We start from the raw sequence: 21087 nt of genomic DNA on the forward strand, positions 1-21087 counted from the left end.
CCAGCCGGTGAGCGCCCCGTGGCGACCACGGCGCGGGCAATGTAGCAGAATCCATGCCCACAAATGGGGATCGCCCACGCCCCGCCGTGGGCAGGCGGGTGCGGGCCGAGCGGGCGTCAGCCAGCCGCAGCTGACCAGCCCAGCAAACGCAGCGTCTCGTTGCCTGGCGGCAGCTGCACCGTGCCTTCGTCGGCAAAGCCCAATGAAGCCAGGAGCTTGAGCGAAGGCCCGTTGGTCGGCGTGACGATAGCGACCACTCGCTTCAACCCCAGCGTGCGCCGCCCCCAATCCAGCACGGCCCCGGCCGCCTCGCGCGCAAAGCCGTGGCCGCGGGCCTGGGGCAGAAAGGCGTAGCCGAGGTCGATGTCGGCCAGGCTGTCGCGCTTGATCAGCCCGCACATGCCCACCGGCGCGCCGTCGGAAAGCCGCTCGACCATGCACAAGCCGAAGCCCAGCTTCTCGCACATGCCCACCGGGCCATGGCGCAGAAAGGCCTCGGCCTGCTCGCAAGTGCTCACGTCACGCTGGCCGATGTTGGCCACCCAGTCGGGATCGTTGACCAGTTCGATGATGAAGCGCTGATCGGTCTCGGACGCCGGCTCGAACCAGCGCAGACGCAGGCGAGGTGTGCGCAAGACCTCGTGATGCACCATCATGGAGCCACCACCTGCACCAACATGGGTCGATGCCATCGCACCTATTCGGTGCCGAATTCGACGCTGGGCAACGCCCTCAGCCCAGCCTGCAAGGCGACGAAGGCGGCGTCGACCGACGCCGGCTCCCCCTTGACCCCCAGCTCGATGTGGCGGCCGCGTTGCGGGTGGTCGACGCTGGGCAGGCTGAAGACACGCACGCCGGCGAACGTGGCCTCGATGTGCTCCATCAGCGGCGTCAGCGTGGCCTCCATGCTGCCCTTGACGTACAGCGCGCGCTCGGCATGGGCCACCGGCTTCAGGTGGCCGTAGCGGTGGTCCAGCAGCCACTCGATCATCGGGTGCGCCATCACCGGGAAGCCGGGCACGAAATGCACGTCGCCCAGGCTGAAACCGGGGATCTTGTTGTACGGGTTCGGGATCAGTTCGGCGCCCTCGGGGAACACGCCCATGTTCAGGCGGTGCACGTTGTCGGCGCGGTCGGGCTCGAACGGCACGCCCTGCTCGATCGCCACGTCGCGCATGCGCTCTTCGATCAGGCGCTTGGCCTCGGGGTGCAACGCCAGCGGCCGCCCGCTGGCGGCGGCGGCGCATTGGCGCGTGTGGTCGTCGGGCGTGGCGCCGATGCCGCCGCAGCTGAAGACGATGTCGCCGCTGGCCAGCGCGTCTTTCAGCGCCGCGGTGATCTGCGGCCGCTCGTCGCCGATGTAGCGGGCCCAGGCCAGCGCATGGCCGCGGGCGGCCAGCAGCTCGATGACCTTGGCCATGTGCTTGTCATGGCGGCGGCCAGAGAGGATCTCGTCTCCGATGATGATCAGGCCGAATGTCATGGGGCAGCGTCGGGCAGGTGGGGTGCGTTGCGCATGTCGGGCGAGGCGGTGGGCGGCTCCACCTCGACCACCATCGCCGCGGCGGCGCTGGCGCGTTGCATCTGCAGCGCGGCCAGCAGGTAGTGGGTGAACCACAGCGCCGAGAAGGCGAAGACCAGTGTGTACAGCCAGACCGACGCCGCCATCAGCAAGGGCGCGAAGACCAGCGTCATCGCGCTGATGGCCCAGATCATCGACGGCGCGGCGCCCAGGAAACCGGTGACGATGCCGATCAGCAGCAGCTGCCAGCCATGCAGGCCCATCAGGCTGCGCCGCTCTTCACGGCTGGCATGCTCGGCCAGCACGTCAAAGGCCATCACCCGGGTCGTCAGCCAGCCCCAGATCAGCGGCGGCACGATCAGCACGACACCGGGGATCAGCCACAACGGCATCGTGACGAAGCTGGCCACCAGGGCCAGTGCCGTGCACCCCAGGCCCCACAGCGCGCCCTGCCAGAAGGCGGCGCCGCGCTTGCGCTCCAGCTGCGCGAAGCGCCGCTCGGCCACCAGGCTGACGATCGCCGGCGTCATCAGCAGCGCGACCAGCATCAGCGAGGCCACCACCACCACCGGCACCGCCAGCGCGACGACGATCAACGCCGCCAGCGCCACGCGGAAGTTCGGGCCGAGGCCGGCGTCGATCCACTTCAGCAGCGGCTCGACCAGCGACCAGCTTTCCAGCGTGGCGCGCACGCTGGCCAGCGTCGACTCCCAGAAGAACCAGCCGAGCGCAAACGACGCGCCGCCGGCGATCAGCAGCGGCAACAGCGACAGGCCGATGACCCGCGGCATCAGCAGGTAGGCCAGGGCCCGCCAGAAAGAATCAAGCAGCAGACTCATGCGACGAGCATACCTGCTGCTTCAGCGCCGCCGGCTGGCGGCTTCGCCCGTCAGCGCAGGTTGCCGGTATGGCCGAGTGAGTAGCGGCCGGGTTGCGGCCAGACGGTCAGGCCGTGCGGCTCGGCGCCGACCTTGACCTGCGCGACATCGCCGGTGGTGGTGTCGAAGCGGTAGATCACGTCGTCGTAGCGGGCCGCCAGCCACAGCCATTTGCCGTCGGCGCTGACGTTGCCCATGTCGGGGCTGCCGCCACCGGGCACCGCCCAGCGCGCCACCACCTGGTCGGTCGCGAAGTCGATCACCGTCACGCCGCCGTCGCCCAGGCGCGGGCCGTGGATCTTGTGCGAGCCGCGGTTGGCCACATACAGGCGCTTGCCGTCGCGGCTGGGGTACAGGCCGTGCGCGCCGATGCTGGTCGGGATGAAGCCGATCTGCTTGAACGACGCGCCGTCGACCACGTGCACGCCGTCGGCATGCATGTCGGCGATGTAGAGCTTCGAGCCGTCGGGTGAGCTGCGGATGTCCTGCGGCATGCCCTTGGTCACCGTGCAGATCTCGCTCTCGCCCGGCTCCCAGATCTTGCCCGGCTCGGTGCGCGGCTTCTTCGCCTCTTTGAAGCGGGTGGCCGGCATCTGCAGCTTCAGGTAACCCAGCACCTGGCGATCGACCAGGTCGATCTTGGCCAGCGAGCCGCTGAACTCGCAGGTGAAGTAGGCGTAGCGGCCGTCGATCGAGAAATCGGCGTGGTTGATGCCAGGGCAGCCCGGCACGTCGATCGAGTACTGCATCGCCATCGTCTGCGGATCGCGGAAGTCGAGCCGCTTGCGGGCCTCGGCCACGACGATCGCCGACTTGCCGTCGGGCGTGGCGTACATGTTGTACGGGTCGTCGACCGGCACCGGCGCGCCGGGCTTGCCGGTCTTCGGGTCGATCGGTGTCAGGCTGCCGTCGGTGCGGCCCTCGGCATTGTTGGTCACCCACAGCGTGCGCAGGTCCCACGAGGGCACGATGTGCTGCGGGCTGCGGCCGACCTTGAAGCGATCGACGACCTTCATCTCGCGCGGGTCGACCACGTAGACGTCGTTCGAGCGCAGGTTCGGCACGTAGATGCGCTCGAGGTCACCGGCCAGCGCCGGGCTCAGCTTGCCGGCCGCCGTTTCGCTGTAGAGGTTGCGCGGGTCGACGACAGGCGGCATGCCCGGCACGGTGGTGATGCGGCCCGGCACCCCGGCCGCCATCTGGGCCGCGGCCCGCGGCGCACTGGCGGCCTCGGCCATCGAGGCCTCGGGGGTCATGACCAGTTCACCGTGCACCTGGTGCACCACCAGGGCACCGATGCCCGCCAGCAACGCCAAACAAACACCGAGCGCGCGACCGGACCTGCGCTTCTTCGTCATGACAAATTCCAAACGGGGATCGAGAGAGAGAGAAAACGTTGCTAGCGCGGTGGCGGTTGAACGTGGGTGGGGGCGCGCGACGGATCCGCAGAAGCCAGACGCTTCTGGATCGCCGCCACGCTAGTGTCCACGATGAGCTTGACGCCGAGTTGTCCCAAATCAGCCGTGGCGCGACGTGGATCACCTTGCACGCCATCGTTTGATGCGCCAGCGCCACGGGCGAGCCGCTCGGGCCGCACCAGCGCCGGGTCGAGCGCCATCGTCAAGGCCGTGTCGGCCAGCCCGGCGTGAATGCCGATCTCGTCGCTGCTGAAGCCCCGCGCGCGCAGGGCGTCGACATAGGCCGTCTGGGTCGTTCGATAGTACTCGACCAGCGCGTGCGTGCGGCAGGCCGGCCGGGCCGAGCGGGGCCGTTCACGCTCCAGGCGCGCGGCCACCTGCTCGAGGTTGCGCTGGTAGCCGCCGTGGTCGCCCAGCAGCACCACGTCGCGAAAGCCGTGGTGGCACAGGCTTTGCGCCGCGGCGACCAGCACGGCCTCGAACGCCGGCTCGGGGATCGACACGGTGCCGGCGTAGCGCATGTGGGCCGCTGGCGGCTCGATCGAGCCTTCGGGCACATAGGCCAACACCGGCGCCACCAAGGTCTGCCCCAGGCGCTGCGCGATCTGCAGCGACAGCGCCCGCACGCGCTGGTTGTGCTTGCCCAGCGCCAGGTGCGGGCCGCTTTGCTCGGTGCCGCCGATCGGCAGCAGCACCGTGGTCGTGCCGGCCGCGAGGCGATCGCGCAGCTCGGGCGAGGTCAGCGCGTCGAGCTCCAGGTTGTCCGCCGGCGCGGCGCCTGCGGTGCCGCAGCACAGCAGGCCGGCGATCAGCCAGCGCCAGCGCATACGGGCTCGGTGGGCGGCGCTCAGTCGTCGTCGCCGCCGAGCAGGCCGCCGAGCAACCCGCCGGTGGCGAAGCCGCCCAGCACCGAGCCTTCTTCACGCGAGCCGCCCCGCTGCGGCGCCGCGGCGAACACGCGGCTGGCCAGGCGCGAGAACGGCAGGCTTTGCAGCCACACCGTGCCGGGGCCGCTCAGCTTGGCGAAGAACAGGCCCTCGCCGCCGAACAGCGCGGTCTTGATCTTGCCGACGTACTGGATCTCGAAGTTCACGTTGGGCGTGTAGGCCACGACGCAACCGGTGTCGACCATCAGCGTCTGGCCCGGCATCAGCTCGCGCTTGACCACCGTGCCGCCGGCATGCACGAAGGCCAGGCCGTCGCCCTCGAGCTTCTGCATGATGAAGCCTTCGCCGCCGAAGAAGCCGACCGACAGCTTTTGCTGGAAGTGCAGGCCGATCGACACGCCGCGCGCAGCGCACAGGAACGCGTCTTTCTGGCAGATCAGCATGCCGCCGAGCTGGCGCAGGTCCATCGGCAGGATCTTGCCCGGGTACGGTGCGCCGAACGCCACGCGCTGCTTGCCCGAGCCCTGGTTGGTGTAGACGGTGATGAACAGCGATTCGCCGGTGATCAGGCGCTTGCCGGCGCCCATCAGCTTGCCGAGCAGGCCGCCGCCTTGTTTGCCGCCGTCGCCGAAGACGGTGTCCATCGCAATCGAGCCGTCCATGAAGAACAGGCTGCCGGCTTCGCCGACGGCCGCTTCGCCCGGGTCGAGCTCGACCTCGACGAACTGCATCTCCGAGCCCTTGATCTCGTAGTCCACCACATCCATCGCCATCTCGAATTCCCCTGTTGTCGTCAGGCGGCACTTGCCGCAGAGGGGCGAATGGTACTGAAATCCGCACCTTGCGCTGGCGACCCGTCGGCGCCTGAGGCGACTGCAGACCACCTGACCAGGCTGTCATGCCCTTCACGCCCCGCCCCGCCCTTCGCCGGCGACTGCTGCCGCTGCTGGCCGGCGGCGTGCTGTGCCTGGCGGCCATCGGGGCCGGTTTGGCGATGCTCAAGCCGGTGCGGCCGGCGCCTGGCGTGGTCGTCGTGGCCGGCCCGTCGCCCACGGCGCCGCCGCCCACCAAGCCGGCCCCGCCCGTGGCACCCGACGCGGCCCACGCGCCTGCCCCCTTGCTCGATGCGCAGCAGTGGGCCCGGCTGCAGCAATCGCTGGCCGGCCACCCGCAGGCCGACGCCGAGGCGGCGCGCATCATCGAGCTGCTGGCCTACCAGCGCTCGGTGCAGCAGTTTCGCGCCGAGCGCCAGGCGCATGCGGGCACGGGTGCGGCCACACCGGCACTGACAGCCCTGGCTCGCCGCATCGACGAGGGCCTGGACGCCCGCATCGCCCGCGGCGAGGTCAGCGGCCCCGAGGCGCAGCGCCTGAAGGCCGCGCTGCTGGAGGTGCTGGAGCCCGACGCGGCGCAGCGCACCGCGGCCCTGGCCGCCTGGCGCGATGCCCAGCGGGCCGCCCACCCACCGCAGACCGACCCGCGCGACGCCCAGCTGCAGCAGGCCCAGCAGGCCTTGGTGGCACGCTGGCGCCGCGACGCCCCGGCCGGCGCGGCCCCCGATGTGCTGGTGGCGCAGCTCGAAGCGTTGCGCCAGCGCATATACGCCCCTCCCACCACCTCACAGGGAAAAACGCCATGATCGACAGACCCGCGTCTTCGTTGTTGCGCCGCATGTTGGCGGCCCTGGCCCTGGTGCTGCTGGCGCCGGTGGCGCAAGCCGCCTGGTTCGTCTGGGAAACCGTCGAGTTGCCGCTGTCCAGCGGCGCCGCCTGCGGCAACGGCACGCCCTACCGCTTCTTCGTCAACCGAACGCCGTTGAACAACCACCTGGCGATCACCTTCGAAGGTGGCGGCGCCTGCTGGGACCAAGATGCCTGCGAGGGCATCGGCGACTACAGCGCCACCAACCCCGACGGCATCCCGGCCGACTACATGAGCCTGCCGAACTCGGCTGCCGGCGGCCTGGTGACGCCGTTCTCGGCCCGCGTCGACCCGTTCGAAGGCGTGCGCACGCAGGACTGGACGCTGGTCTACATGCCCTACTGCACGGGTGACGTGCACACCGGCAACCTGGTCCATGTCTACGACGACAAGCGGCCCGATCAGCCGCGGGTGCAATACCACCGCGGCCAAGCCAACGTGAAGGCCGCCGCCGACTGGATGCGTGAACACCTGGGCCGCCCCGGCAACCTGCTGCTGACCGGCTTCTCGGCCGGCGGTGTCGGCTCGACCTCGAACTACGCCGTCCTGCGCGACAGGCTGGCCCCCAAGGGCCGCGCCACGCTGATGGCCGACTCTGGCCCGCTGATGAACGCCCCGCGCGGCAACACCAAGGAGCAGTCGCCCTCGCAGCCGCTGCATGAGCTGATCCGCGCGAGCTGGGGGCTGGACCTGCCCGGCGGCATGATCCCGACACTGCAGGCCAAGCTGCCGGGGCTGGACGTCAACAACATGGGCAGCCTGAACGGCGCTCTGGCGCGCCACTACCCGAAGGACCGCTTCGGTTACCTGGTGTTCCAGCAGGACGGCATCTTCTCGGGCTTCAGCTACCTGGACTTCTTCCCCGAGATCGCCAACGAGACCGATCCGAAGAAGCAAAAGCAGATGCTCAACGCGCTGTGGCGACAGGACATCGCGGCCTGGCTGCCCTCACTCGACGCCGAGCCCAACATCTCGTACCACGTGCCGTTCTTCCGCGATTTCAACGAGTCGCACTGCCTGACGATCGTCGACTTCTCGGGCACCGGCATCCAGGAAAAAGGCATCGCCAGCGCCGAGACCTTCGTCAACAACGGGCTCGACCGCAAGCCGCCGATGCGCAACGTCGAGCAAGACCAGGTCAGCGACCTGACCCAGCCTTTGTCGATCGCGCTGGAGATCCTGGCGATCGTGTTGGGCCTTTTCGGCTGATGGCCGGGGCGGCGGCCACCGCCGCCCGCGCCTGCAGGCCGCCGAAGGTGGTGGCCAGCAGCAACTCGATGATGCGCTCGTCGCTGTAGCCGCCGGATGCCTTGAGCACGGCCAGCACCGGGTCGCAGGCCCGCGCGTACAGCGTGTACAGCACCACCTCGGGTGGCAGCGCGGCGTCCAGGTCGCCATCGGCCTGCGCCTGGGTGATCCACTCGCCCAGGCGGTCGCTGACTTCCATCAACTTGCCCAGGTAGCCCTGGTCGGCCATCAGGGCCGAGCGCAGCGTCGAGTTCTGCGCGGGCAGCGCCGGCATCTCGCCGGCCAATTGCTCCTGCATCGTCCAGCGCACCACGGCCTTCAGCCGCTCCAGCGCGCTGGCCGGCTGCGCGGCCAGTTCGCCCAGCCGGGCCTGGGCGCGCTCGAGCACCTTCACCATGGCAGCGGCCGCCAACGACTCTTTCGAGCTGAAGTGCTTGTAGAGCACGGCCTTGGCGATGCCGACATCGGCCGCCACCGCATCGATGGTCATGCCGTCGTACCCGCGCTGCGCCAGCAGGCGGTTGACCGAGGAAACGATCGCGTCCTCTCGTGCGCGGAGCACCTGCTCGCGGAATGAAACCCGTGCCATGGGTGTCGAGTGTAACCAGGCGTCCGCGGGTTGACCATCTCGGTGCTTGTTTTGACCCAACCAGTTCACACAATAACCACTCGGTTGACTACGTGAACTCATTAGTTCACATTTCGCACCTATGAGTTCATCTCGCGGCAGCGGCCGCAGCTTCACCTGCCCAACCTTTGGAAGGACGACCTCATGCTTCAATGGATTCAACGCGCCGGACTGACCGCGGCCGTCGTCGCCAGCACGCTTCTAGCGGGTTGCTGGGGCGGCGATTCGGACGACCCGAAGAACATCGTCGAGATCGCGCAGGACAACCCCGACCTGAGCATCCTGGTCGAGGCGGTGGTGGCCGCCGACCTGACCAGCACCCTGAGCGCCGACGGCACGCTGACCGTCTTCGCGCCGACCAACGACGCCTTCAACGCCTTGTTCACCGAGTTGGGCGTCACCAAGGACGCGCTGTTCGCCGACAAGGCGCTGCTGACTTCGGTGCTGACCTACCACGTGCTGGGCACGCAGGTGAAAGCCGCGGGCATCCCGGTGGGGCAGCCCATCACGACGCTGCAAGGCGGCTACTTCAAGATCGACGGCACGCCCCTGGCCATCACCGACGGTCGCAATCGCGTCAGCAGCATCACCGAGACCGACATCGACGCTTCCAACGGCGTGATCCATGTGGTCGACAAGGTGCTGCTGCCGCCGGACAAGACGGTCGTCGGCACTGCTGCCGCGCTGGCCGCCGCCGACCCGCCTGAGTTCACCTTGCTGGTCGAGGCATTGCAGGTCACCGACCTGGACGCGACGTTGAACGGCACCGGCCCCTTCACGGTTTTCGCGCCCACCGACGCCGCCTTCGCCGATCTGCTGACCGAGCTCGGGCTGACCAAGGACGAGCTGTTCGCCGACACCGCGCTGCTGTCCAGCGTGCTGACCTACCACGTCGTGCCGGCATTGGTGCTCAAGGCCGACGTGCCGGTGGGCGCGGCGATCACCACCGTCCAGGGCGGCACCTTCACCGTCGACGGCTCGCTGCAAATCACCGACACCCAAGCCCGCGCCTCGCAGATCACCGCCACCGACGTGCTCGCCAGCAACGGTGTGATCCACGTCGTCGACAAGGTTCTCCTCCCGGCGCTCTGACGCCTCACTTCTCCCAAGGAATCACCATGAAAAAACTCTTCGTGACCGCCGCCCTGCTCGCCGCTGCCGTGGGCGCCCAGGCCAAAGACATCGTCGACACCGCTGTGTCGGCCGGCCAGTTCAAGACGCTGGCCACGGCATTGCAGGCGGCCGGCCTGGTCGACACGCTCAAGGGGCCCGGCCCGTTCACCGTGTTCGCCCCGACCGACGAGGCCTTCGCCAAGATCCCCAAGGCGCAACTCGACGCGCTGCTGGCCGACAAGGCCAAGCTCACCGCCGTGCTGACCTACCACGTGGTCGCCGGCAAGGTGATGGCGGCCGACGTGAAGGCCGGCCCGGTGAAGACGGTACAAGGCAAGGACCTCACCGTGGCCACCGGCCCGGCCGTGATGGTCAACAACGCCAAGGTTGTGAAGACCGACATCGTGGCCGACAACGGCGTGATCCACGTGATCGACACCGTCGTTCTACCGCCGATGTAAACGAAGCGTCCCAAGAACGAACGGCCGCCCTGAAAGGCGGCCGTTCATCCAAGTGGCGTGCGCGGATCCGGCTTCGCCGGTCCGCTGCGCGAGCCCCCTCGGGGGGCAGGCCCCGAGGGGGCCGTGGGGGCTTACTTGAGTGCCTTGAAGCGCATCCGGTGAGGCCGGGCACCTTCTTCACCGAGGCGGCGCTTCTTGTCGGCCTCGTACTCCTGGTAGTTGCCTTCGTAGAAGTACCACTGCGACTCGTCTTCGACGGCCAGGATGTGGGTGCAGATGCGGTCGAGGAACCAGCGGTCGTGCGAGATCACCATCGCCGAGCCGGCGAACTCGAGCAGCGCATCTTCCAGCGCGCGCAGGGTTTCGACGTCCAGGTCGTTCGACGGTTCGTCAAGCATCAGCACGTTGCCGCCCTGGGCCAGGGTCTTGGCCAGGTGCAGGCGGCCGCGCTCACCGCCGGACAGTGAGCCGACGAGCTTCTGCTGGTCGTTGCCCTTGAAGTTGAAGCGGCCGATGTAGGCGCGGCTGGGCATCACGAACTTGCCGACGATGATGTTGTCCAGGCCGCCGGAGACGTCCTGCCACACCGTCTTGTCATTGGACAGGCTCTCGCGGCTCTGGTCGACGAAGGCCAGCTTGGCCGTCTTGCCGACCTTGACCTCGCCCGAATCCGGCTTCTCGGTGCCCTGGATCATGCGGAACAGCGTCGACTTGCCGGCGCCGTTGGGGCCGATGATGCCGACGATCGCGCCGGCCGGCACCTTGAAGCTCAGGTTGTCGATCAGCACGCGGTCGCCAAAGCTCTTGGTGACGTTGACGAACTCGATCACCTCGTTGCCCAGGCGCTCGGCGACCGGGATGAAGATTTCGTTCGTCTCGTTGCGCTTCTGGTATTCGACGTCGCTCAGTTCCTCGAAGCGGGCCAGGCGCGCCTTGCTCTTGGCCTGGCGGCCCTTGGCGTTCTTGCGCACCCACTCCAGTTCCTGCTTCATCGCCTTGGTGCGGGCGTCTTCGGTCTTCTGCTCCTGCTCCAGGCGCTTTTCCTTCGCGTCCAGCCAGTCGGAGTAGTTGCCCTTGTACGGATAACCGTAGCCGCGGTCGAGTTCGAGGATCCACTCGGCCGCGTTGTCGAGGAAGTAGCGATCGTGGGTGATGGCCACCACGGTGCCCGGGAAACGCTTGAGGAACTGCTCCAGCCACTCGACCGATTCGGCGTCCAGGTGGTTGGTCGGCTCGTCGAGCAGCAGCATGTCGGGCTTGCTCAGCAGCAGGCGGCACAGCGCGACGCGGCGCTTTTCACCGCCCGAAAGCTGGCCGATCACCGCGTCCCACGGCGGCAGGCGCAGCGCATCGGCCGCGATGTCGAGCTGGTGCTCGGTGTTCTCGCTGCCGGCCGCGGCGATGATCGCCTCCAGCTCGGCCTGCTCGGCGGCCAGTTTGTCGAAATCGGCGTCGGGTTCGGCGTATTCGGCATACACCTCGTCGAGCCGCTTCTTGGCTGCCAGCACGCCACCGATGCCCTCTTCGACCGACTCGCGCACGGTCTGCTCGGGCTTCATCTGCGGCTCCTGCGGCAGGTAGCCGATCTTGATGCCGGGCATGGCCGTGGCTTCGCCTTCGATTTCCTTGTCGACGCCGGCCATGATCTTCAGCAGCGTCGACTTGCCCGAGCCGTTCAGGCCCAGCATGCCGATCTTCGCGCCGGGGAAGAAGGACAGCGAGATGTCCTTCAGGATCTGCCGCTTCGGCGGCACGATCTTGCCGACGCGGTTCATGGTGAAGACGTATTGCGCCATTGCTGAAAGTCCTGCGGGTGGTCGGGGAAAGCAAGGGCACCGGCGCGGTGCGAAACCAGCCGGTGCGGCCCGGGCAGCGCGCCGCAGGGGGATGCGGGGCCGTCGCCGGGAAAACGCGGATTATCGCCCGGCCAGCGCTTCGGCGCTCCGGCGGTCCAATGGCACCTGCATGGTTTCAGGCAACTCGCCCGGCTCGGGCCGGCTGGTGCTGCCCCAGCCTTCCAGGAACGGCAGCAGGCGCAGCAGCGGCATCGGCCGCGCCACCAGGTAGCCCTGGATCAGGCGGCAGCCGGCCTGGTTCAACACCTCCAGCTGCACCGGCTCTTCCACCCCTTCGGCGATCGTCTGCATGCCCAGCGTGGTGGCCAGTTGCACGATCGTGCGCACGATCGCCCGGGCGTCGTGGTGGGTCATCAGCTCGCGCACGAACGCGCGGTCGATCTTCAGCGTGTCGAACGGGAACCGGCGCAGGTACTGGAAGGCCGAGTAGCCGGTGCCGAAATCGTCCAGCGCGATGCGCACGCCCATGGTCTTCAACGCATGCAGGTGCGACAGCGCGGCGGCCGGGTCGTCCATGAAGACCGATTCGGTGATCTCCACCTCCAGCCGCGACGGCGGCAGGCCGCTTTGGCGCAACGCCCGCTGCACCTCTTCGATGAAGCCCTCTTGCATCAGCTGCACCGGCGACACGTTGACCGAGATCGCCAGGCCCGGCAGCGCCGCCTGCGCCTCGGTGCAGGCGCGCGACAGCACCCAGGCCCCGATGTCGCCGATCAGCCCGCAGCGCTCGGCCACCGGGATGAACTCCGAAGGCTCGACGAGGCCCAGATCGGGGTGTTGCCAGCGCAGCAAGGCCTCGGCGCTCATCACCTTCCAGTCGCCCACGGCCACCTGCGGCTGCCATTCGAGGCTCATCTCGCCGCGCTCGATGGCCTCGCGCAGCGCCGCCTCGACCTGGCTGGCACGCCGGTTGCGCAGGCCCAGCGACGGCACGAACAGCTCGAAGCGGCCGCGGCCGCGCTCTTTGGCGGCGTACAGCGCCAGGTCGGCATTGCCCAGGATCTCGTCGACCGTCTGGCCGTGCTCGGGGATCAGCGCGACGCCGATACTGGCGCCCATCGACACCAGCCGGCCCTGGATCACCGCCGGCCGGTTCAGCACGTCGACCAGGCGCTGCGACAGCTGCAGCACCTCGCCGTTGCTGCGCACGTCGTCCAGCACCACCGCGAATTCGTCACCGCCGAGCCGGGCCAGCAGGTCGCTGCTGCGCACCATGCCCTGCAGCCGCCGCGCCACCTGGCGCAGTACGGCGTCGCCGGCCGAGTGGCCGAACGAATCGTTGATGGTCTTGAAGTTGTCCAGGTCCAGGCACAGCAGCGCGCTGCGGCGGCGTGGCTCGCCCGCCTGCGTCAGCGCCTCGTCCAGCCGCTCGCGCAGCTGCACCCGGTTGGCCAGGCCGGTGAGCGAATCGAAGTGCGCCAGGTAGGCCAGGCGCTGGTGCGTCACGCGCTGCTTGGTCACGTCGCTGATCACGCCGCGCCAGCCGGTGCTGTGGCCGGCTTCGTCCAGCAGCGGCTTGGCGGTGATCGACCACCAGGCCGACCCCTCGCGCTGCTTGACCTTTAGCACCACGTCGCGAAACGGCTTGTCCAGCAGCAGCGCGCGGCGCAGCGCCGGCAGGCCGTTGGATTCGTCGATCAATACCCCGGCGCGCCGCTTGGGCATCTTGGTGCGCGACTGCAACACGTCGACCAAAGTGCTCTTCTGCAGCTTTTCGCGGCTGCGGCCGAGCAGCCCCACCAGGCGGTCCGACACGTGGGTGAAGCGACCGCGGCGGTCGACCTCCCACAGCACGTCGACCGAATGCTCCTCGAAATCACGCAGCAACAGGCCGACGACCTGGCTTTGCCGCTCGGCCTCGCGCTGCGACGCCAGGCGGGCGCTGAACAGCCGGCTGACCGTGACCACGCCGGCCACGATGACCACGGTGTAGAGCACCACCATCGCCGCCAGGCCCAGCAGCACCGACTGGCCGCTGCGCAGCAGCGCCACGATCGCGGCAAGGCTGAGCACGGCCACGTGCACCAGGCTCGCGGGCAGCAGTGTTGCCAGCACGAATGCCCCGGCACACAGCACGCCACTGGTCAGCACCGCCAGCATCAGCTGGTGCGCCGGCGGCGCCATCGGCAGCCACAGCAGCGGCACCACGGCCCACAGGCCGCTGATGAAGGCTGCCTGGGCTGTCGCCCGCACCACCGCGCTGGGCGGCATCTGCCGCACGACGCGGCCGCGCCAGCGCCACCAGCTGCGCATCGCATGGGCACAGCCGCCGGCCAGCAAGCAAGCCCAGATGGCCAGCTGGATGACCGGCACGGTGGCGGCCAGGAAGGCCACCACCAGCGCGGCGTTCAACAGGTTGGCCACCATCACCAGCGGCGCGATGCGCAGCACCGCCTCGATGTGGCGCGCACGCACCTCGCCCGCGGCCGCTTCGGCCGAGCTGTAAAGCCATTGTTCGTGCTGCCACAAAAGCCGCAACCGGCCGAGCATGGACGATTCGAACTCCACGCCGTCCTTTCGTCTTCTGGGTCAGGGGACCGGCCGCACAGGCCGGGTCGGCCGGCACACTCGCCCGCCAATCAGCGATTTATCGGACAACACGATGCCAGCTGAAGCCCCCTGACAGGGTGATCTTGTTCAACAACGCTCAATTCTGCGCCGAGCCCCGGTGTCGGCCCACTGCAGGCTGGACAACCCCTTGGTCAAAATCAATCGCACGGGGCGTGCCGTTGGCCGCACCGCGTGACACCGATCAACGATGGAGTACACCCGAAGCATGAAGAATTTTTCTGCCCGCACGCTGATCGCTCTGGCCGCCACCGCGGCCATGGGTGGCGCCCTGGCCAACCCGGCCAAGGTCGACGCCGACCTGCAGCGCAGCGAGCTGCGTTACGTGGCCTCCGAAGTCCTGGTGCAGTTCCGCGCCGGCCATGCGCCGGCCGCCCGCGAGGCGGCGCTGGCGGCGCTGGGCGCCCACTCGGTGCAGCGCCTGCGCGCCGCTGCCGATGGCGAATTGCACCGCGTGCAGCTGCCGCAAGGCGTGGCCGTGCCCGACGCCATCCGCCACCTGCGCGCCCAGGGCGCCGTCCGCTTCGTCGAGCCGAACTGGGTCTACACCCACCAGGTCGGGCCGAACGACTCGTACTACCAGGACGGCAGCCTCTGGGGCGTCTACGGCGACGCCTCGCCCGGCCAGCAGAACCCCTACGGCACGCAAGCCGCCGAAGCCTGGGCCGCCAACAAGAAGTGCTCCAACGTGATGGTCGCGATCATCGACGAAGGGGTGATGACCAACCACCCGGACACCGAAGCCAACATCTGGCACAACCCGCTCGAGATCGCCGGCAACGGCATCGACGACGACGGCAACGGCTTCATCGACGACGTGACCGGCTGGGACTTCGAGAACAATGACGCCTCCACCTTCGACGGCGTCGGCGACGACCACGGCACCCACGTGTCCGGCACGATCGGCGCGGTGCGCAACAACGGCATCGGCACCGCCGGCATGTGCGGCAAGGTCAAGATGGTCAACGCCAAGTTCCTGGGCGCCAACGGCGGCACGACCGCCAACGCCATCCTGGCCATCGACTACATCACCGACCTGAAGACCCGCCAGGGCCTGAACCTGGTCGCCACGAACAACTCGTGGGGCGGCGGCGGCTTCTCGCAAGCCCTGAAAGACGCGATCGACCGCTCGGGCGCGGCCAACATCCTGTTCATCGCCGCGGCCGGCAACGGCAACCTGCTGGGCATCGGCCAGAACACCGACAAGAAGCCCAACTACCCGTCGGCCTACACCAGCGACAACATCATCGCGGTGGCCTCGATCACCAAGACCGGCGCCAAGTCGGGCTTCTCGAACTATGGCCTGGAATCGGTCGATCTGGGTGCACCGGGCTCGGGCATCTGGTCGACCGTGCCGAAGATGGTCAACGGCGTGCTGACCCCCAGCTACGCGTCGTATGACGGCACCTCGATGGCCACGCCGCACGTGACCGGCGCGGTGGCGATGTACGCGTCGCTGCACCCCGGCCTGACGGCGGCGCAGATCAAGGCGGCCATCCTGGCCGCCACGGTGCCGACGGCATCGCTGGCGGGCAAGACGGTGACCGGCGGCCGGCTCGACGTGAGCGGTTTCTGACCCCACTGTCAAGCACCGTTTTGTGCAGCAAGGCCCGTCCAAGGACGGGCTTTTTTGCGTCTGCTGCTAACGTCATTTCTGTGGGTCGCCCCAGGGGCGTAAACCCCTCCCTAGGCTGAAGGGTCGACAGCCCGCGCGGCGTCACCCAGCATGGTGGTCCCTTCTGGGCCCGCCGCCGCCCCGGCCCTCAACACATGGCCCACCGGCCGCACACCAGCGTTCGTTCCGGCCCCCACCTTTGATCGGTTTGAGGAGCTTTCACCATGCCCCGTTCTCATCCTTATTTCACCCGCACTCTGATTGCCAGCGCGCTGGCCGCCCTGTCGGGCGTTGCGCTGGCTGGCGGCCAGCCGGACAAGGTCGTGGCCGAGTTGCAGCAGTCGCACCGCCAGTTCGTGCCGGCTGAAATGCTGGTGCAGTTCAAGCCAGGCGTGGCACAGGCGCTGCGCCAGGCCGCCGTCAGCCGCATCGGCGGCAAGATCCTCGAACAAGTGCGTGGCGACCTGCACCGCATCAGCCTGCCGCAAGGCGCCAACCTCGCCGCTGCGGTGCGCGCGCTGCACGCACAAGACGCGGTCGACTTCGCTGAGCCGAACTGGATCTACCACACCACCGCCGTCTCGGACGACACCTACTACACCAATGGCACGCTGTGGGGCATGTACGGCGACACCTCGCCGCTACAGACCAACCAGTACGGCAGCCAAGCCGGTGAAGCCTGGAACGCCGGCCACAACAAGTGCAAGGGCGTGCTGGTCGGCGTGATCGACGAAGGCGTGCAATACACCCACCCGGACCTGAAGGCCAACCACTGGAAGAACCCGGCCGAGATCGACGGCAACGGCATCGATGACGACGGCAACGGCTACATCGACGACACGCACGGCTGGGACTTCGACGGCAACAACAAGACGGTCTACGACGGCACCGGCGACGACCACGGCACCCACGTGTCCGGCACCATCGGCGGCAAGGGCGGCAATGGCCAGGGCGTCGCGGGCATGTGCTGGGTGGTCAAGATGGTCCACACCAAGTTCCTGGGCGCGGGCGGCGGCACCACCGCCAACGCGATCAAGGCGGTCGACTACATCACCGACCTGAAGACCCGCCACAACCTGAACCTGGTCGCCACCAACAACTCGTGGGGCGGCGGCGGCTTCTCGCAAGGCCTGAAAGACGCGATCGACCGCGCTGGCGCTCAGAACATCCTGTTCGTGGCGGCCGCAGGCAACAACGCGTCGAACAACGACTCCTCGCCCTTCTACCCGGCCAGCTACACCAGCGACGCGCTGATCGCCGTGGCCGCGATCACCAGCACCGGCACGCTGGCAAGCTTCTCGAACTACGGCGCCACCTCGGTCGACCTGTGCGCACCGGGCCAGTCGATCACCTCGACCGTGCCGACCAACTCGTATGCGTCGTACAGCGGCACCTCGATGGCCACCCCGCACGTGACCGGTGCGATCGCGCTGTATGCCAAGCGCCACCCCGGGCTGACGGCCGCGCAGATGAAGGCGGCCATTCTCGGCACCACGACGGCCACCGCCTCGTGCGCCGGCAAGACGGTGACCGGCGGTCGCCTGAACGTGAGCACCTACTGAGCATCGGCCGAGCACGGCTCGGCAACCGCTGTTCGAAGGGCCGGGGCAACCCGGCCCTTTTTCATGGTGGCGTCGCCAGGCCGCAGCGAGGGCTGACTTCGTGCATTAGCCAGGCAAGTGCCGGCCTGATTTGGGGATTACCCTGGCCGCGCCGGTTACAATGGCCGCATCCCCTCGAGGTCCAGCCTCGACGGTGGCTTGTCAGTTCTGACAGCGGTGCACCTCTTGCAGGCCAACCGCACCTCTTCCCGGCCGGGCCCCTGGCTGGTGTCCCGAGCCCCATTCCTGGCGGTTCGCGGGCGGCGGGCCGGCATTGCTCCCAAGAGCTCAATGACCTTTGAATCTCTCGGCCTGGCCGAATCGATTGTTCGTGCCGTGCGCGAACAAGGCTACACCCAACCCACCCCCATTCAGGCGCAAGCCATTCCCGCCGTCTTGAACGGCGGCGACCTGATGGCCGGCGCCCAGACCGGCACCGGCAAGACCGCGGGCTTCACGCTGCCGCTGTTGCACCGCCTGGCCGCCCAAGGCCCCAAGCGTGACGCCAAGGGCCGCGTCGCGATCCGCGCGCTGATCCTGACCCCGACCCGCGAACTCGCGGCCCAGGTCGAAGAAAGCGTGCGCCTGTACGGCAAATTCCTGCCGCTGACCAGCATGGTGATGTTCGGCGGCGTCGGCATGCAGCCGCAGATCGACCGCCTGCGCAAAGGCGTCGACATCCTCGTGGCCACGCCCGGCCGCCTGCTGGACCACCACCAGCAAGGCACGCTGGACCTGAGCCATGTGCAGATCTTCGTGCTCGACGAAGCCGACCGCATGCTCGACATGGGCTTCATCCACGACATCAAGAAGGTGCTCGCGGTGCTGCCGCAGCAAAAGCAGAGCCTGCTGTTCTCGGCCACCTTCAGCGACGACATCAAGGCCCTGGCCGACCGCCTGCTGAACCAGCCGGCGCTGATCGAAGTGGCGCGCCGCAACGCCACCGCCGACACCATCGCGCAAAAGGTGCACCCGGTGGGTCGCGAGCACAAGAAAGAGCTGCTCGCGCACCTGATCCGCGAAGGCAACTGGCACCAGGTGCTGGTGTTCACGCGCATGAAGCACGGCGCCAACCGCCTGGCCGAATTCCTGAACAAGGAAGAGATCAGCGCGATGGCGATCCACGGCAACAAGAGCCAGGGTGCACGCACCAAGGCGCTGGCCGACTTCAAGAGCGGTGACCTGCAGGTGCTGGTGGCGACCGACATCGCCGCCCGCGGCATCGACATCGACCAGTTGCCGCACGTCGTCAACTTCGAGCTGCCGAACGTGCCCGAAGACTACGTGCACCGCATCGGCCGCACCGGCCGTGCCGGCGCGCAGGGCGAGGCGGTTTCGCTGGTGTGCCTGGACGAAGAGATCTTCCTGCGCGACATCGAGAAGCTGATCAAGCGCGAGATCCCGCGCGAGACCATTCCCGGCTTCGAAGCACCGGCCGGCGAGCGCGCCGAGCCGATCGTGCTGGGCCGCATGACGATCGGCATCGGCGGCACCCGCCGCGGTGGTGGCGGCGGTGGTGGTGGCAATCACCGCGGCGGCCGCAATGGCGATCGCGGCGGCGCCCCGGCGCGCCAGGACGGCGGCCGCCACGATGGCCGCCCGTCGCACGGCAAGCCGGCGACCAGCGCCGGGCGCCCAGCCGGCCAGCACGCCCCGCACGGTGGCCACAAGCCGGCCCACGGCACCCCGCGCCCGAGCGGCAGCCACCAAGGCCAGGCCCGCCCGGCCGGCAGCAGCCAAGGCAGCGGCGGTGCCGCGAAACCAGCCGGCGCCCGCCTGCTGCGCGGCAAGCCCTGAAGCAAGCTGACAGCCCCTGACTGAAACCGCCGCCCTTCGCGGCGGTTTTTCGTTGTGGCCGCAATGCTGCCGCGGGCTTGTCGAGCGTGGTGCGCAATGGAATACTGAACCATGACCCGCACCACCACCGCCATCGATCCCCAGTCCCTCACCTGGCTCGAGCTGGGTGAGGCCCAGCGGCTGCTGATCCATCAGTTTCCGCGCATGGTCTTCGGTCTCGACCTCGATGGTCGTGTGCTGTGGGCCAACCCCGCCTGCTCGCTGGCCCTGGGCTACGAGCTCGGCGAGCTGGACAACAAGCCGCTGATCGGCAGCGTGCTGCGGCGCGAAGAAATCGAAGCCCGCGCCGCGATGCTGGCCCGCGAACTCGACGCCCGCGTGCCTGCCGATGCCAGCGTCTTCAGCGCCCGCCTGCGGCGCGGCATGGCCGACGAGCACGCCTGGGTGCTGCGCGCCAAGGACGGCGAGCCCCGCTCGGTGACCCTGTCGCTGGGCACCTTGCGCGATGCCGGCGGTGGCGTGGTCGGCCTGATCGCGGTCGAATGCGAAGGCGAAGCCCCGGTCGACGCGCCGATCTCGCTGAGCCACCACGACAGCCTCACCGGCCTGCCCACCCGTGCCGTGCTGCAAGACCGCGCCGAGATGGCGATGCAGCGCGCGGCCCGCGCCGGCACCCAGATCGGCTTGCTGCTGATCGAGCTCGAAGGTTTCGACGCGCTGTGCAACGAGCATGGCCCCAGCATCGGCGACGACCTGCTCCGCGCCACCGCCGGCCGGCTGCATTTCGAGTTGCGCAAGACCGACACGGCGGTGCGCATGCCCAACGGCCAGTTCGTCGCGATGCTGGTCGATCTGCACCATGCCGACGAGGCCCAGCGCGTGGCCGGCAAGATCGCCGCGGCGCTGGCCGGCCCGGTCAACACCGGCGTCGAGGTGCTGCAGCCGCGCTGCCGTGTCGGCGTCGCCGTCTACCCGCAGCATGGCGACCAGCTGTTGCCGCTGCTCGAGGCCGCCAACCAGGCATTGCAAACCGCCCGCAGCGGCACCGACAACGCGGTGGCCGTGGCGTCCACGGGTTAGGCCGGGTGTCCGCCGCGCGCCGCCTGCTGCTGGCGGGCGCCACCGGGCTGGTCGGCCGCGCGGTGCTCGACGCCCTGGGCCAACGCGCCGCCGCGGGCCAGCCCCGCGGCCCCGTCTGGGCCCTGCTGCGCCGCCCGCCCGACGACCAGCTCGAACGCGCGCTGGCGCGGGCCGACGGCCACGTGCTGGTGACCAGTGGCCTGGGCCCGCCGCTGCGGCTGCCCAGCATCGACGACGCGCTGATCGCGCTCGGCACGACCATCGCGGTGGCTGGCTCGCACGACGCGTTTCGCGCGGTCGACCTCGACGCCGTGCTGGCGGTCGCCCGCGCCGCGCGTGACGCGGGCGCCAAGCGCTTGGCGGTGGTGTCGGCGCTGGGGGCCGATGCCAACGCGAACGTGTTCTACAACCGCGTCAAAGGCCAGATGGAAGACGCGGTGTCGGCCCTCGGCTTCGACAGCCTGGTGATCGCCCGCCCATCGCTGCTGGCCGGCGACCGGGCCGCGCTCGGGCAGCCCGCGCGACCGGGTGAGCGCTGGGCACTGCGGCTGCTGCGCCCGGTGCAGGGCTTGTTGCCCGCGACGGTGCGCCCGATCGCCGCCTCGGCCGTGGCCCGGGCGATGCTGGCCGCGCTGGACGAGGGCCAGCCCGGCCGCCAGGTGCTGCCCTCGGCCGAGTTGGCCCGCCGGGGCGCGCCGTAGCGGCGCCCTGGGC

The 21087-nt window shown here is 68.9% G+C and carries 18 protein-coding genes; 9 read left to right on the forward strand and 9 right to left on the reverse strand.

Going from position 1 to position 21087, the window contains the following annotated elements; translation table 11 throughout:
• Window positions 1-116 precede the first annotated feature (116 nt).
• The 6 genes from ACE3SG_RS17340 to ACE3SG_RS17365 form a co-directional block, all read right to left on the reverse strand.
• A complete protein-coding gene (locus ACE3SG_RS17340; RefSeq protein WP_374567084.1) occupies window positions 117-656 on the reverse strand; it encodes a GNAT family N-acetyltransferase in 540 nt (179 codons plus the stop codon).
• Window positions 657-697: 41 nt separating this feature from the next.
• Window positions 698-1483 (reverse strand): competence/damage-inducible protein A, encoded by a 786-nt coding sequence (locus ACE3SG_RS17345; RefSeq protein ID WP_374567085.1) that lies wholly within the window; start codon window positions 1481-1483, stop codon window positions 698-700.
• Window positions 1480-2361: an EI24 domain-containing protein gene (locus tag ACE3SG_RS17350; protein WP_374567087.1), complete on the reverse strand. Its 882-nt coding sequence runs from the start codon at window positions 2359-2361 to the stop codon at window positions 1480-1482. The genes ACE3SG_RS17345 and ACE3SG_RS17350 overlap by 4 nt, the downstream gene beginning before the upstream one ends.
• Before the next feature lie 50 nt (window positions 2362-2411).
• Window positions 2412-3599 (reverse strand): YncE family protein, encoded by a 1188-nt coding sequence (locus tag ACE3SG_RS17355; RefSeq protein ID WP_374567346.1) that lies wholly within the window; start codon window positions 3597-3599, stop codon window positions 2412-2414.
• 200 nt (window positions 3600-3799) lie between these two features.
• Entirely contained in the window at window positions 3800-4645 is an 846-nt protein-coding gene (locus tag ACE3SG_RS17360; protein WP_374567089.1) for a creatininase family protein, read from the reverse strand.
• 20 nt (window positions 4646-4665) lie between these two features.
• The gene (locus ACE3SG_RS17365) at window positions 4666-5478 is read right to left on the reverse strand and encodes a TIGR00266 family protein (protein WP_374567090.1); all 813 of its coding nucleotides are present in this window, start codon (window positions 5476-5478) and stop codon (window positions 4666-4668) included.
• A 125-nt stretch (window positions 5479-5603) separates the two neighbouring features.
• On the opposite strand from ACE3SG_RS17365, the gene ACE3SG_RS17370 reads away from it, so the two are divergent.
• Both ACE3SG_RS17370 and ACE3SG_RS17375 read left to right on the forward strand, forming a co-directional pair.
• Window positions 5604-6344 (forward strand): hypothetical protein, encoded by a 741-nt coding sequence (locus ACE3SG_RS17370; RefSeq protein WP_374567092.1) that lies wholly within the window; start codon window positions 5604-5606, stop codon window positions 6342-6344.
• Window positions 6341-7615 (forward strand): pectin acetylesterase-family hydrolase, encoded by a 1275-nt coding sequence (locus ACE3SG_RS17375; protein ID WP_374567094.1) that lies wholly within the window; start codon window positions 6341-6343, stop codon window positions 7613-7615. Before ACE3SG_RS17370 ends, ACE3SG_RS17375 begins: the two co-directional genes overlap by 4 nt.
• On the opposite strand, the gene ACE3SG_RS17380 is transcribed toward ACE3SG_RS17375, so the two are convergent.
• Entirely contained in the window at window positions 7545-8243 is a 699-nt protein-coding gene (locus ACE3SG_RS17380; protein WP_374567096.1) for a TetR/AcrR family transcriptional regulator, read from the reverse strand. The two genes, ACE3SG_RS17375 and ACE3SG_RS17380, sit on opposite strands and share 71 nt — an antisense overlap.
• Before the next feature lie 183 nt (window positions 8244-8426).
• On the opposite strand from ACE3SG_RS17380, the gene ACE3SG_RS17385 reads away from it, so the two are divergent.
• Window positions 8427-9374 (forward strand): fasciclin domain-containing protein, encoded by a 948-nt coding sequence (locus ACE3SG_RS17385; RefSeq protein WP_374567098.1) that lies wholly within the window; start codon window positions 8427-8429, stop codon window positions 9372-9374.
• Window positions 9375-9400: 26 nt separating this feature from the next.
• Window positions 9401-9856: a fasciclin domain-containing protein gene (locus tag ACE3SG_RS17390; RefSeq protein ID WP_374567100.1), complete on the forward strand. Its 456-nt coding sequence runs from the start codon at window positions 9401-9403 to the stop codon at window positions 9854-9856.
• Window positions 9857-9987: 131 nt separating this feature from the next.
• Here the strand turns inward: ACE3SG_RS17390 and ettA are convergent, their stop codons facing one another.
• A complete protein-coding gene (gene ettA, locus ACE3SG_RS17395) occupies window positions 9988-11652 on the reverse strand; it encodes an energy-dependent translational throttle protein EttA (protein ID WP_374567102.1) in 1665 nt (554 codons plus the stop codon).
• A 120-nt stretch (window positions 11653-11772) separates the two neighbouring features.
• On the reverse strand, window positions 11773-14220 hold the full coding sequence (locus tag ACE3SG_RS17400; protein ID WP_374567103.1) for a putative bifunctional diguanylate cyclase/phosphodiesterase: 2448 nt from the start codon (window positions 14218-14220) through the stop codon (window positions 11773-11775).
• 268 nt (window positions 14221-14488) lie between these two features.
• Here ACE3SG_RS17400 and ACE3SG_RS17405 point away from each other — a divergent pair, with 268 nt between their 5' ends.
• The 5 genes from ACE3SG_RS17405 (at window position 14489) to ACE3SG_RS17425 (ending at window position 21074) form a co-directional block, all read left to right on the forward strand.
• A complete protein-coding gene (locus ACE3SG_RS17405) occupies window positions 14489-15856 on the forward strand; it encodes a S8 family peptidase (RefSeq protein WP_374567105.1) in 1368 nt (455 codons plus the stop codon).
• A gap of 263 nt (window positions 15857-16119) precedes the next feature.
• Window positions 16120-17457 carry a S8 family peptidase gene (locus ACE3SG_RS17410; protein ID WP_374567107.1) on the forward strand — a complete coding sequence of 446 codons (1338 nt, stop codon included), beginning with the start codon at window positions 16120-16122 and terminating at the stop codon, window positions 17455-17457.
• Window positions 17458-17787: 330 nt separating this feature from the next.
• Window positions 17788-19293, forward strand: a complete 1506-nt coding sequence (locus ACE3SG_RS17415) for a DEAD/DEAH box helicase (RefSeq protein ID WP_374567109.1) — start codon at window positions 17788-17790, stop codon at window positions 19291-19293.
• Window positions 19294-19404: 111 nt separating this feature from the next.
• Window positions 19405-20373, forward strand: a complete 969-nt coding sequence (locus ACE3SG_RS17420; RefSeq protein ID WP_374567111.1) for a diguanylate cyclase domain-containing protein — start codon at window positions 19405-19407, stop codon at window positions 20371-20373.
• A 5-nt stretch (window positions 20374-20378) separates the two neighbouring features.
• Window positions 20379-21074: a hypothetical protein gene (locus ACE3SG_RS17425; protein ID WP_374567113.1), complete on the forward strand. Its 696-nt coding sequence runs from the start codon at window positions 20379-20381 to the stop codon at window positions 21072-21074.
• The last annotated feature ends 13 nt before the right edge of the window (window positions 21075-21087 follow it).

Source organism: Ideonella sp., from assembly GCF_041914305.1.
Lineage (GTDB): Bacteria > Pseudomonadota > Gammaproteobacteria > Burkholderiales > Burkholderiaceae_C > Ideonella.